Source organism: Streptomyces sp. NPDC056883 (genome assembly GCF_042788835.1).
GTDB classification, from domain to species: Bacteria; Actinomycetota; Actinomycetes; order Streptomycetales; family Streptomycetaceae; genus Streptomyces; species Streptomyces stoeckheimensis.
On sequence record NZ_JBHUBS010000004.1, the window covers coordinates 490294 to 503516 of the forward strand.

Consider the following 13223-nt stretch of genomic DNA (forward strand, 5'->3'; position numbering starts at 1 on the left):
GTAAGCCCCGTGGGGGAGGGAGGCGCAAAAAGAGGAAAGGAGGAATAGAGGGACTTCCGCAACCTCCCCCTAACCCACCCCCCCCTCCCCCCCCCGGGCCCCCGTTTTGAAATCGCATCATCGGAAAAGAGGGCGGCGCGTCCTTTCAGGCGATGGAGAACGAGCGAAATCGGCACTCCGGAAAGGAGGGTCCGGACCGGCGGACGTTCCTGTCCGGGGCGCTCGGAGTGGCGGCCGGTCTGGCCGGAGCGGCTGTGGCGGGCGCGTTTGCCCTCCCGGCTTCGGCGAAGGAATCCAATTCCCCGGCGAACCGGTCGAACTGCCGCTTCTGCGCGAAGTGCTACGGCCTGTTCTCCTACGGCTTCCAGGGCAACGGCCGCTGTCCCGCGGGCGGCGCCCACGCCCGTCAGACCGACAGGCCGGACTACGACTTCGTCCTCCCGCACCCATAGATCCGCCCTCCGCACGTGCGCCCACCAACCCCGACGGGCTGGTGGGCGTTCGCATGCCCGCGGGCATGCCCGCGCCCGCGCCCATGCCCGCGCCCGCGCCCATGCCCGCCTCCATGCCCACGCCCCGACTCGACCCGGAAACAATTCTGCAATCTCTTGCGCAAGGTCTTGCAGCGCTTCCGTCGGGCACCTACGGTCGCTGCAATCCCCAACTCGGCCGTGACCGGTCCCCACCCGGTCCTGCGCCTCTCCGCCAGGAGGAACACCGCATGCCCACCCGTGCCCGCGCCGTCAGAGCCGCCGCCGCGCTGCTCTCCGTATCCGCCGTCACCGCCGTGGCCGCCCTCGCCGTCGTCGGGGGGCCCGCCCCCCAGGCCGCGGCCGCCGCGCCAGGTGAGAAGGACGTCACCGCCGTCATGTTCGAGTGGCGGTTCGACTCCGTCGGGAAGGCCTGCGGGGAGAGCCTCGGGCCCGCCGGGTACGGCTACGTCCAGGTGTCGCCCCCGCAGGAGCACATCCAGGGGGGCCAGTGGTGGACCTCGTACCAGCCCGTCAGCTACAAGATCGCCGGTCGGCTGGGTGACCGCGCCGCCTTCAAGGCCATGGTCGACGCCTGCCACGCCGCCGGCGTGAAGGTGGTCGCCGACTCCGTCATCAACCACATGGCGGCCGGGGACGGCACCGGGACGGGCGGGAGTTCGTACACGAAGTACGCCTACCCGGGCATCTACTCCGGCGCCGACATGGACGACTGCCGGTCCTCGATATCGAACTACCAGGACCGCGGGAACGTCCAGAACTGCGAGCTCGTCCAGCTCGCCGACCTGGACACCGGCGAGGACTACGTGCGCGGCCGGATCGCCGCCTACCTCAACGACCTGCTGTCGCTCGGCGTCGACGGCTTCCGCATCGACGCCGCCAAGCACATGCCGGCCGCCGACCTCGCCAACATCAAGTCCCGGATGACGAACCCGAACGCCTACTGGAAGCAGGAAGCGATCTACGGGGCCGGCGAGGCGGTCTCGCCGAGCGAGTACCTCGGGAGCGGGGACGTGCAGGAGTTCCGCTACGCGCGGGACCTCAAGCGGGTCTTCCAGAACGAGAACCTCGCCAACCTGAAGAACTTCGGCGAGGCCTGGGGGTACATGCCCGCGGGGCAGTCCGCCGTCTTCGTCGACAACCACGACACCGAGCGCGGCGGCGACACCCTCAGCTACAAGAACGGGTCCGCCTACACGCTCGCCAACGTCTTCATGCTCGCCTGGCCCTACGGCTCCCCGGACGTGCACTCCGGCTACGAGTGGACCGACCGGGACGCCGGACCGCCCAACGGCGGCACGGTGAACTCCTGTTACACCGACGGGTGGAAGTGCCAGCACGCCTGGCAGGAGATCTCCTCCATGGTCGGCTTCCGCAACTCCGCGCGCGGCCAGGCCGTCACGGACTGGTGGGACAACGGCGGCGACCAGATCGCCTTCGGGCGCGGTGCCAAGGCCTACGTGGCCATCAACCACGAGGGCTCGGCGCTGACCCGGACGTTCCAGACCTCCCTCCCGGCCGGCGCCTACTGCGACGTGCAGAGCGGGCGGGCCGTGACCGTGGACTCCGGCGGGCGGTTCAGCGCCACCCTCGGGGCCGGGACGGCCGTCGCCCTGCACGCGGGCGCCCGCAGCTGCGGCGGCACCACGCCGAGCCCGACGCCCACGCCGACCCCCACGCCGACCTCCGCCACCGCCGGTGCCTCCTTCGCCGTCAACGCCACCACCGTGCTCGGCCAGAACATCTACGTCACCGGTGACCGCGCCGAGCTCGGCACCTGGAACACCGGCGCCGCCCTCAAGCTCGACCCGGCCGCCTACCCCGTCTGGAAGCTCGACGTCACGCTCCCGCCCGGCACGGTCTTCGCGTACAAGTACGTCCGCAAGGACGCCGCCGGCAACGTCACCTGGGAGAGCGGAGCCAACCGGTCCGCCACGGTCCCCGCCAACGGCAAGGTCACGCTGACCGACACCTGGCGCAACTGACCCTCCCGCCCCGCCCCGTCCCGTACCCGAGGAGATCCGCCTTGATACGCCCCGCCCTCGCCGGCGCCGCAAGAGTGCTCGCCGCCACCCTGGCCGTGACGCTCCTGCCCGCCCTGCCCGCCGCCGCGGCGGCCGCCGCCAAGGCGCCACCGGCCCCGCCCTCGGACGCCAAGCTGGCGGCCGAGGCCGCGCGGCACGACCTGACCCGGGAGCAGTTCTACTTCGTGCTCCCGGACCGGTTCGCGAACGGCGACCCGCGCAACGACCGGGGCGGGCTGACCGGTTCCCGGCTGGAGACCGGGCTGGACCCGACGGACAAGGGCTTCTACCAGGGCGGGGACCTCAAGGGGATCACCGACCGGCTGGACTACATCAAGGGGCTCGGCACCACGGCCATCTGGATGGCGCCGATCTTCAAGAACCAGCCGGTGCAGGGGACGGGCAAGGACGTCTCGGCCGGGTACCACGGCTACTGGATCACCGACTTCACCCAGGTCGACCCGCACTTCGGGACCAACGCCGATCTGGAGCGGCTGATCGACAAGGCGCACGCGAAGGGGATGAAGGTCTTCTTCGACGTCATCACCAACCACACCGCCGACGTCGTCGACTACCGGGAGGCGTCCTACGGGTACCTGTCGAAGGGCGCCTTCCCGTATCTGACCAAGGACGGGGAGCCCTTCGAGGACAGTGACTATGCGGCGGGGGAGGGGAAGTTCCCCAAGACCGACGGGGACTCCTTCCCCCGCACCCCCTTCGTCCCGGCGGCGAAGAAGAACCTGAAGTCCCCGGCCTGGCTCAACGACCCGACGATGTACCACAACCGGGGCGACTCCACCTTCGCCGGCGAATCCTCCGACCAGGGTGACTTCTTCGGCCTCGACGACCTGTGGACCGAGCGTCCCGAGGTGGTCGAGGGGATGGAGAAGATCTACGAGAAGTGGGTCGAGGAGTACGACGTCGACGGCTTCCGGATCGACACGGTCAAGCACGTCAACAAGGGCTTCTGGAGCCAGTGGGCCACCGCCCTCGACGCGTACGCGGCCCGGCACGGCCGCAAGGACTTCTTCATGTTCGGCGAGGTCTACTCCGCCGACACCGCGATCACCTCCCCGTACGTGACGCAGGGCCGCCTGGACGCCACGCTCGACTTCCCGCTCCAGGAGGCGATCCGCTCGTACGCCGCCCAGGGCGCGGAGGCCGGGAGGCTGGCCTCCGTCTTCGGCGACGACTACCGGTACACCACCGACAAGGCGAACGCCTACGAGCAGGTCACCTTCCTCGGCAACCACGACATGGGCCGCTTCGGGACCTTCCTGAAGCAGGACCGGCCGGGGGCCGGCGAGCAGGAGCTCCTGGCCCGCTACCGGCTGGCCAACGAGCTGATGTTCCTCTCCCGGGGCAACCCGGTGATCTACTCCGGCGACGAGCAGGGCTTCACCGGCGCGGGCGGGGACAAGGACGCCCGCCAGCCCCTCTTCGCCTCCCAGGCGGCCGACTACCTGGACGACGACCAGCTCGGAACGGCGCGCACCCACGCGAGCGATGCTTACGATCCGGAGCACCCGCTCTACAAGCAGATCAGTGCTCTCGCGAAGCTGACCAAGGACCACCCGGCCCTCCGCGACGGCGTCCAGAGCGAACGTTTCTCCGACGGGTCGGCCTACGCCTTCGCCCGCACCGACACCCGCACGCGCACCGAGTACCTGGTCGCGGCCAACAACGCCACCGCGCCCCGCACCATCGACCTCGATGCCCCGGCAGGCGTCCAGTACGCCGCCCTCTACGGCGGCACGGCCACGCTGATCCGCTCCTCCGCGGCCGGCAAGCTGACCGTCACCCTCCCGGCCCTCGGCTCCGTGGTCCTCCGGGCCGCCACCCCCGCCGCCAAGCCCACCACCAAGCCCGCCGTCACCCTCAAGGCCCCGGCCCCCGGTGCCACCGGCACCGTCGAGCTCTCCGCCGAGGTCTCCGGCGACCCCCTGAGCCGGGTCGTCTTCGCCGCCCAGAGCGGCACCGGCCCGTGGCAGGTCCTCGGCTCCGCCGACCACGCCCCGTACAAGGTCACCCAGTTCATCGACCCGGCCACCGCCGCCGGCACCCCGCTGCGCTACAAGGCCGTGGCCGTCGACTCCGCCGGTCGCACCGCGAGCGCCCTCGCCGCATCCGCCACCGGTCAGACCCCGCCCGCCGAGGTGCCCACCGCCACCCAGCGCGACTACGCGGTCGTCCACTACAACCGCCCCGACGGCGACTACACCGACTGGCGGCTCTACGCCTGGGGCGACCTCGCCGAGGGCGAGGCCACTCCCTGGCCCGCCGGCCACGACTTCACCGGCCGCGACGCCTACGGCGCCTTCGCCTACGTGCGCCTCAAGCCCGGTGCCAGCAGCGTCAGTTACCTCGTCATCGACAAGAACGGCACCAAGGACGTCGCCGTCGACCGCACCATCGACGTGACGAAGACCGGCGAGATCTGGCTGGAACAGGGCAAGGAGCCCGCCCGCACCGACCGCCCCGCCTACCCGCCGCAGGACACCGCGAAGGCCGTCCTGCACTACCAGCGCCCCGACGGCGCCTACGAAGGCTGGGGCCTGCACGTCTGGACCGGGGCGGCCACGCCCACCGACTGGTCCAAGCCGATCCTCCCCGCCCGCACCGACTCCTACGGCGCCGTCTACGAGGTCCCCCTCGCCGCCGGAGCCACCAGCCTCAGCTACATCCTCCACAACGGCGACGCCAAGGACCTCCCGTCCGACCAGTCCCTCGACCTGAAGACCAACGGGCACGAGGTGTGGATGCTGGGCGGCAAGGAGAAGTACCTCCTCCCGCAGCCCGCCGGATCGGCCGCCGCCCTGGACCTCACCAAGGCCCAGGCCGTCTGGATCGACCGCGACACGGTCGCCTGGAACGCCCCGCCCGCCGCCGCCTCCCTCCAGCTCCTCGCCTCCCGCGAAGGCGCCGTCAAGGCCGAGAACGGCACCCTGACCGGCCGGGCCCAGTGGCTCCGGCTGGCGAAGACCGAGCTGAGTGCCGCCCAGAAGGAGAAGTACCCGCACCTGGCCGCGTACGCCGCCTACACGGTCGACCCGCGCGACCGGGACCGCGTCCGCGAAGCCCTGCGCGGCCAGCTCGTGGCCAGTGCCCGCGCCGCCAACGGCGCCGTCCTCGCCGCCACCGGAGTCCAGCTCGCCGGGGTGCTCGACGACCTCTACGCGACCGGTGCGGAGAAGACCGCCCTCGGCCCCGTCTTCAAGGACGGCCGCCCCACCCTCTCCGTGTGGGCCCCGACCGCCCGGCAGGTGAGCCTCGAACTCGACGGCCGCACCGTCCCGATGCGCCGCGACGACGCCACCGGCGTCTGGTCGGTGCGGGGCGAGCGCGACTGGACCGGCAAGCGCTACCGCTACGCCGTCACCGTCTGGGCCCCGAGCACCGGCCAGGTGGTCCGCAACCTGGTCACCGACCCGTACTCCACCGCCCTGACCACGGACTCCGCGTACAGCCTGGCCGTGGACCTCGCCGACCCGAAGCTCGCCCCGGCCGGCTGGCGCGAGCTGAAGAAGCCCGCGCCCGTCCCCTTCACCTCCGCGCAGATCCAGGAGCTGCACGTCCGCGACTTCTCGGTCGCCGACACCACCAGCACCCACCCCGGCCAGTACCTGGCCTTCACGGACACCGCCTCGGCGGGCATGCGCCACCTGCGCGACCTGGCCGCCGCCGGCACCTCGTACGTCCACCTCCTGCCCGCCTTCGACATCGGCACCATCCCCGAGAAGCCCGCGGACCGCACCGAGCCCGCCTGCGACCTGAAGGTCTACGCCCCCGACTCGGAGGAGCAGCAGGCCTGCGTGGCCGCCGCGGCCGCGAAGGACGCGTACAACTGGGGCTACGACCCGCTGCACTACACGGTCCCCGAGGGCTCGTACGCGAGCGACCCGAACGGCACGGCCCGCACGGTGGAGTTCCGCCGCATGGTGCAGTCCCTGAACGGCGCGGGCCTGCGCACGGTCATGGACGTGGTCTACAACCACACCGTGGCCGCCGGCCAGTCCGACAAGTCGGTGCTCGACCGCATCGTCCCCGGCTACTACCAGCGGCTGCTGGCCGACGGCTCCGTCGCCACCTCCACCTGCTGCGCCAACACCGCCCCCGAGAACGCCATGATGGGCCGCCTCGTCGTGGACTCGGTGGTCACCTGGGCCAAGCAGTACAAGGTCGACGGCTTCCGCTTCGACCTCATGGGCCACCACCCGAAGGCCAACATCCTGGCCGTGCGCGCCGCACTCGACGCGCTGACCGTCGCCAAGGACGGGGTCGACGGCAAGAAGATCGTCCTCTACGGGGAGGGCTGGAACTTCGGCGAGGTCGCCGACGACGCCCGCTTCGTGCAGGCCACGCAGCAGAACATGGCCGGCACCGGCATCGCCACCTTCTCCGACCGGGCCCGCGACGCGGTCCGCGGCGGCGGCCCCTTCGACGAGGACCCCCGCGTCCAGGGCTTCGCCTCCGGCCTGTTCACCGCCCCCAACGCCTCTCCGGCGAACGGCACACCGGAGCAGCAGCGCGTCCGGCTCCTCCACGACCAGGACCTGATCAAGGTCGGGCTCACCGGCAACCTCGCCGCGTACGCCTTCACGGACTCCACCGGCCGCGCGGTCAAGGGCTCCGAGGTCGACTACAACGGAGCCCCGGCCGGATACGCGGCGGCCCCCGGCGACGCGCTGGCGTACGTCGACGCCCACGACAACGAGACCCTCTTCGACGCCCTGGCGTTCAAGCTCCCGGAGGGCACCTCCACGGCCGACCGGTCCCGCGCCCAGGTCCTGGCAATGTCCGTCGCCGCCCTCTCCCAGGGCCCGGCCCTCTCCCAGGCGGGCACGGACCTGCTCCGCTCCAAGTCCCTGGACCGCAACTCCTACGACAGCGGGGACTGGTTCAACGCCGTGCACTGGGACTGCAAGGACGGCAACGGCTTCGGCCGCGGCCTGCCCCCGGCGGCCGACAACCGCGCCAAGTGGCCCTACGCGAAGCCCCTGCTCGCAGCGCCCGCACCCGGCTGCGCGGAGATCGGCGGCGCCTCGTCCGCGTACCGGGACCTGCTGAAGATCCGTACGACGGAACCCGCCTTCGCCCTCACCACCACCGAGGCGGTCCAGGCGAAGCTGGCCTTCCCCCTCTCGGGGTCCGAGGAGACCCCGGGCGTGATCACGATGACCCTGGGCGACCTGGTGGTGGTCTTCAACGCCACGCCCACCGCCCGGACCCAGCGGGTCCCGGCCCTCGCGGGCACGGCCTACGGCCTGCACCCGGTCCAGGCCTCGGGCACGGACCCGGTGGTCCGGCAGGCGGCGTACGACCCGGCGAAGGGAGAGTTCGCCGTCCCGGCCCGCACGGCCGCCGTCTTCAAGCGGCGGTGACCCGGGAGGGGCGGGTCAGGCGGGGTTCACCAGAGTGAGCTGATCCAGCCGCTTCTCCAGCAGGATCACCCCGTACACCCGCCCGTCCTTGCCCTCCTTGTGGGGGAACTCCCCGACCACCCGGTAGCCCGCGCCCTGGTAGTACGCGAGCAGCCGGGGGTTGGTGGAGACGCAGTCCAGCCGCGCCCGTTCGCGACCGGTCCTGGCGATCCGCCGCTCGGCATGTTCGAGCAGCCGCCGGCCGGCCCCGGCGGGCGCGGCTTCTCGTTCGACCATGAGCCGGTGCACGTAGCCGGCCACGGGCGGCTGGATGCCCCAGGCCTCCTCGTCGGACCACCACAGCTCGTACGCCCCGACGGCGTGCCCGTCGCCGTCCGAAGCGAGCCACACCTCGCCCCCGCGCATGATCGCCCGGAAGTGCGCGGCATCCTTCTCCCCGGGCTTCCACTGCTCGATCCCGTGCGCGGCCATCCAGCGGGCGGCCTGGTCGTACAGCGCCACCAGCGTGCCGGCGTCCTTCTCCTCGGCCTGCCGGAACACGATCCCGTCGTCAATGATCACGCGGGCATTATTGCGCGCTATTCGATCAAGAGCCGCTGATCACCGCGGACCGGGCACCGAGGGGCCGGATCCATGGGGGACGAGGGCCACCAGCCGCCCGACCAGTTCCCCGAACGGCCCGTCGGCCGGCTCGTCCACGAGGATCCGTACGAGGATCCCCGCCATCTCCGCGTCGTAGGCGGCGCTCACCGCGGCCAGCGCCGCGAAATCGTGCACGAGCTGCAATTCCAGCTCGGCGCGCGGGATCCGCCGGCCGTCCAGCCAGATCAGCGCCGTCGACTCGGCCAGCGACACCCACGAGCGCACCACGAGTTCCAGCCGGGCGGGCGGAGCCTCACGGTCGACGCCCAGGTGCGCGAGGATCTGCTCGTACGCCGCCTGGCGGACCTCGTCGATCATCGCGTTGGCCCGGCTGCTGCCGACCGCCGGACCGCCCCGCATCAGCGCCGAGAACCCGGGCCCGTGGTCGTCGACGAAGGCGAAGAACCGCCCCATGACCCGGAGCAACCGGGCCCCGAGCGGCCCCTCCTGGGGCTCCTCGAAGCGCAGCGCGAGCTCGTCGGCCGCCCGCCGCAGCGCCGCCTCGTAGAGGCTGAGCTTGCCGGGAAAGTAGTGGTAGACCAGCGGCCGCGATATCCCCGCGGCCGCCGCGATCTCGTCGATGGACACATCGTCGGGCGACCGGTGGCTGAACAGCTCCAGCGCCACCCCGATCAGCTGCTGCCGCCGCTCCTCGACACCCATCCTGCGCCGCACCCCGGTTGTCATGCGGACACCCTACTGCGCACCCCCGCAGGGGCCCCCTACAGGTCCAGGACCAGGCGGTCCGAGGCCGCACGGGACACGCACAGGAGCATGGAGTCCTCGCGTTCGCCGTCCGTGAGGAGGGTGTCGCGGTGGTCGATGTCCCCCGACAGGACCCGGTGTTGGCAGGTGCCGCAGAAACCCTGCTCGCAGGAGTACGGGGTGTTGGGGAGCTCCCGGCGGACGGCGGCCAGGGCGGACTCCGTCGCCGCGACCTCCACGACCCGCCCCGAGCGGTGGAGTTCCACCGTGAAGGGCTTCGCGTCCCCGCCCGCGGCCGCCGGGGCGAACCGCTCCAGGTGGACCGGGGTGCCCGGGGCGGCGGCCGCCTCGACCGCCGCCATCAGCGGGGCCGGGCCGCAGCAGTACACCGGCGCGTCCGGTCCGAGCGCGCCGAGCGCGCTCAGGTCGGGGAGGCCCGCCTCGTCCTCGGGGACGACCGTGACCCGGTCCCCGTACTGCGCCAGTTCGGCCAGGAAGGGCATCGAGGCCCGCGAGCGGCCCCCGTAGAGCAGGGTCCAGTCCGCGCCCGCCGCCGTCGCCGCCCGGAGCATCGGCAGGACCGGGGTGATGCCGATCCCGCCCGCGACGAAGGCGTAGGACGGGGCCGGGACGAGGGGGAAGCGGTTGCGGGGCGGGCGGACCGGGAGCTCCGCGCCCTCCACCAGCTGGGCGTGCACCTCGCGCGAGCCGCCGCGGCCGCCTTCCACGAGCCGGACCGCGATCGTGTAGCGGCCCCGGTCGGCGGGGTCGCCGCACAAGGAGTACTGGCGGACCAGCCCCGAGGGCAGCTGCACGTCCAGGTGCGCGCCCGGGGCCCACTCCGGGAACTCCGCCGATTCCAGCGTCAGGGACAGCACCCCGTCGGCAGGCTCCGTACGGGAGACGATCAGGGCCGGGATCCAGCGGCGCGGCGAGTACCCCGACACCGGGGTCTCCAGCGCGGGCAGGGGCCACAGGGGCGATCCGGAGTCGATGCGCCGGCCGATCGCACGCTTCGCCAGCCAGGCGGCGCCCGCGAGCGCGGTCACCGTGAGGGCGCGCTTCATCCGCGGAAACCGCCGTTCGCGCCGGGGGAGGAGGCCAGGTAGGCGACGGCCTGCGCCGTGGAGCCCTCCTGCGAGGGGTGGTAGGTGCGCGAGAGGTACGTCGGGATCGACTTCAGCATCGCGCCCGTGGACGGCAGCGTGCCCTTGCGGCCCGAGCGGTAGAACTGGCCCACCGAGGCCTTGGACCCGGGCGGGAGCGAGGCGTCGTGTTCCATGAAGTACCGCGATCCGCGCTGCCACAGGAAGACCAGCGCCGTGAAGGCCGTGGCCCAGGTGCGCGCCCGGCGGCGGTAGCCGCCGTCGAGGTGCATGAACAGGTCGAAGGCCACCGACCGGTGCTCGACCTCCTCCGCGCCGTGCCAGCGCAGCAGGTCCAGCATCATCGGATCGGCGCCGCGCCGGTCCAGTTCGTCGGCGTTGAGCACCCAGTTGCCCAGGAAGGCCGTGTAGTGCTCGATCGCGGCGATCATCGCCACGCGCTCCATCAGCCACCACTTGCGCGGTGCGCCCGGCGGCAGAGTCCGGTCGCCGAGCAGCTTCTCGAAGAGCCAGTCGATCTGCGCCGTGTAGGGCGTCGGATCCAGGCCCAGCCGCTTGAGGTGGGGGAGCACGTCGTCGTGCGCGCTCGCGTGCATGGCCTCCTGGCCGATGAACCCGACGACGTCCTCGCGCAGTTGCTCGTCCGTGATGTACGGGAGCACCTGCTTGTAGACGTGCACGAACCAGCGCTCGCCCGCCGGGAGCAGCAGGTGCAGCACGTTGATGGTGTGGTTGGCGAAGGGATCGCCGGGCAGCCAGTGGAGCGGGGTGTCCTCCCAGGAGAAGGACACGTTCCGGGCCTTCAGATCTATGTGTTCCGACGCCACGGGGGCGGGCGACGCGGGCGGCGTATTAGACATGGCGTCAATGTACTGACGGGTATGGGAGAGGGAAACCCCTCTGCGGGGACTTGTGGCGCCGCACCGCCCACCACTGCCCGCCCTTATCTGTCGCCCCCGGCCTCCGTGCCCGTCCCCGCCGCCGCCGGGGCGGGCTCCGCCTGCCAGTTGATGGGGCCGGCGCCTCCGAGCGGGAGCCGCCCCGGGGTCAGGCCGGTGGCCTCCCTCACGGTGTGGCTGAAGTGCGCCTGGTCGTGGAATCCCGCCAGCACCGCCACCTTCGCCAGCGGTACGCCCCGCAGCTGGAGCCGGAAGGCGTGCGTCAGCCGCAGTACCCGGGCGATGGCACCCGGCGGATGCCCGATCTGCTCGCGGAACCGCCGCTCCAGATGGCGCCGGCTCCACAGCAGCTGGGCCGCGAGCCGCCCGATCCGGATCCGCCCCTGGGTGCGGTGCAGTTCGTGCCACGCCAGCATGATCTCCGGGGCGATCCGCACGGCCTGCGCGCCCCGGTGCCCCGCCATCAGCCGGGGCAGCGCCGCGTCGAGGATCGCGGCGCGCCCCTGGGCGTCGGCCTCCTCCAGCATGCGCGGCAGGTGGCGCAGACCGTGCGGCAGCAGGTCCGAGGGGTCGAGGTCGGTCTGGTGCCACTCCGACATCGGGACGCCGAACAGCCGGTAGGCGCCCATGGGCCGCATCCGGACGACCACCCCGCGCACGTCGCCCTCGTGGTCGGCGCGCACCGCCACCGTCGCCGGGAGGTCCACCCGGGAGGGGCTCTCGCTGTAGGTGCGCTCCCCGGCCATCCCGCGGGTGCGCACGGGCGCACCGAATCCGAAATTCACGGTGGCCACGGTATTGGGCAGAAGAATGCGTCCACGCCGCGTTCCGGCGCTGTAGGCATAGCTCGAATATCCGCACACAAGCCCTTTCAGGCCGTTTCCCGGAAGGAATGCGTGGCTGGAAGCCGAGGCTGGAGCTGCGGGCACGGTCGTCCTCCTTCGGATGATCTTCGGTGACGCATGGTGCCTGTGTGGCGGGTGCGTCGAAAGTGCATCCTCAGCCATCCTTGAAGCGGACTTGACCGTTCCTTTTCGTGTCGCACATCTACAAGACTGGGTCGGCGGCACGCCCCAGGATTTCCCCTGCATGACCGAGCCATCTGAATGCCGGAATCCTCGTGACTCCGGAATCAGCTGAACCGTGGAATTCGCAGAGGAATCACCGATTCAGAGGGGAAAGGTCTTATGGCACCGCGCAGCACCTTCCTGTCGGCCGCACCCGCGAAGGCCGCCGTGGCCCTGGCGATGACGGCGCTCACCCTGTTCGCCGCGCCGGGCGTGGCCGGCGCCGCCTCGGCGCCGGACGCCGCCCGGTCGGAGTTCACCGTCCAGGCGCGCGCCGCGGGGCTCGACGCCGATCAGGCGAAGAGCCTCCAGAAGCGCGTCGACTCCTACCTCGGCAAGGAGAAGGGGAAGCAGGTCGCCGTCAACAAGATCACCCTGGACAAGGGCGGCGAGATCCTGCTGACCCTGCCGGGGGAGAAGTACGCCCGCGAGGTGGGTGCCCCCAAGATCGCATCGGCGGCGGCCGCGTCCGAGTACTGCGCCTACACCTACGTCTGCGCCTTCGAGTCCACGTGGTTCCAGGGCGACAAGAAGTCCTTCTTCACCTGCAACACGCTCAACTCCATCCCCTGGGCGGGGACCGGCTCCTGGATCAACAACCAGCGGGCCGCGCTCCGCGCGAAGTTCTACCGTCAGGACAAGACCATCGGGTGGATCTCCCCGGGTGGCTACAGCGAAGACGGAGCGGCGCCCTGGGGCTGGGTCTACTGGCTCAGCCCCTGCTGAGCCGCCCCGCACCCCCGGGCCCCTGACCCGGGCTCTTGACCCGGGCCCCTGACCCGGGGCCGGGCCAACCGGCTCCGATGGGTGGCGGGGGGCATCCATCGGACCCGGTCCCCTGGCAGGGGTCCGGCCACCGGGCAGGAGGGCCGGTCCCTTGACAGGGGACCGGCCCTCCTGTGCCACCG

9 protein-coding genes are annotated in these 13223 nt (G+C 71.8%); 4 read left to right on the forward strand and 5 right to left on the reverse strand.

Annotated features, from left to right (window positions below; translation table 11 throughout):
- The first annotated feature begins 152 nt into the window (after positions 1-152).
- The 3 genes from ACFRU2_RS14125 to pulA all read left to right on the forward strand — a co-directional run bounded on the left by ACFRU2_RS14125 (position 153) and on the right by pulA (position 7896).
- Positions 153-452 (forward strand): hypothetical protein, encoded by a 300-nt coding sequence (locus ACFRU2_RS14125; protein ID WP_382971742.1) that lies wholly within the window; start codon positions 153-155, stop codon positions 450-452.
- Positions 453-721: 269 nt separating this feature from the next.
- On the forward strand, positions 722-2476 hold the full coding sequence (locus ACFRU2_RS14130) for a carbohydrate-binding module family 20 domain-containing protein (RefSeq protein ID WP_382971744.1): 1755 nt from the start codon (positions 722-724) through the stop codon (positions 2474-2476).
- 41 nt (positions 2477-2517) lie between these two features.
- Complete coding sequence (pulA, locus tag ACFRU2_RS14135; protein ID WP_382971746.1) at positions 2518-7896, forward strand: pullulanase-type alpha-1,6-glucosidase; 5379 nt, start codon at positions 2518-2520, stop codon at positions 7894-7896.
- A 15-nt stretch (positions 7897-7911) separates the two neighbouring features.
- On the opposite strand, the gene ACFRU2_RS14140 is transcribed toward pulA, so the two are convergent.
- The 5 genes from ACFRU2_RS14140 to ACFRU2_RS14160 all read right to left on the reverse strand — a co-directional run bounded on the left by ACFRU2_RS14140 (position 7912) and on the right by ACFRU2_RS14160 (position 12033).
- Positions 7912-8457 carry a GNAT family N-acetyltransferase gene (locus tag ACFRU2_RS14140; protein ID WP_382971748.1) on the reverse strand — a complete coding sequence of 182 codons (546 nt, stop codon included), beginning with the start codon at positions 8455-8457 and terminating at the stop codon, positions 7912-7914.
- Positions 8458-8496: 39 nt separating this feature from the next.
- Entirely contained in the window at positions 8497-9225 is a 729-nt protein-coding gene (locus ACFRU2_RS14145) for a TetR/AcrR family transcriptional regulator (protein ID WP_382971749.1), read from the reverse strand.
- A 35-nt stretch (positions 9226-9260) separates the two neighbouring features.
- Positions 9261-10310: a PDR/VanB family oxidoreductase gene (locus ACFRU2_RS14150; RefSeq protein ID WP_382971750.1), complete on the reverse strand. Its 1050-nt coding sequence runs from the start codon at positions 10308-10310 to the stop codon at positions 9261-9263.
- Entirely contained in the window at positions 10307-11209 is a 903-nt protein-coding gene (locus tag ACFRU2_RS14155; RefSeq protein ID WP_382971752.1) for a metal-dependent hydrolase, read from the reverse strand. Before ACFRU2_RS14155 ends, ACFRU2_RS14150 begins: the two co-directional genes overlap by 4 nt.
- A gap of 83 nt (positions 11210-11292) precedes the next feature.
- On the reverse strand, positions 11293-12033 hold the full coding sequence (locus ACFRU2_RS14160) for a helix-turn-helix domain-containing protein (protein ID WP_382971754.1): 741 nt from the start codon (positions 12031-12033) through the stop codon (positions 11293-11295).
- Between the two features lie 402 nt (positions 12034-12435).
- Between ACFRU2_RS14160 and ACFRU2_RS14165 the strand changes: the two genes are divergently transcribed.
- Positions 12436-13041, forward strand: a complete 606-nt coding sequence (locus tag ACFRU2_RS14165) for a hypothetical protein (RefSeq protein ID WP_382971756.1) — start codon at positions 12436-12438, stop codon at positions 13039-13041.
- Positions 13042-13223 lie beyond the last annotated feature (182 nt).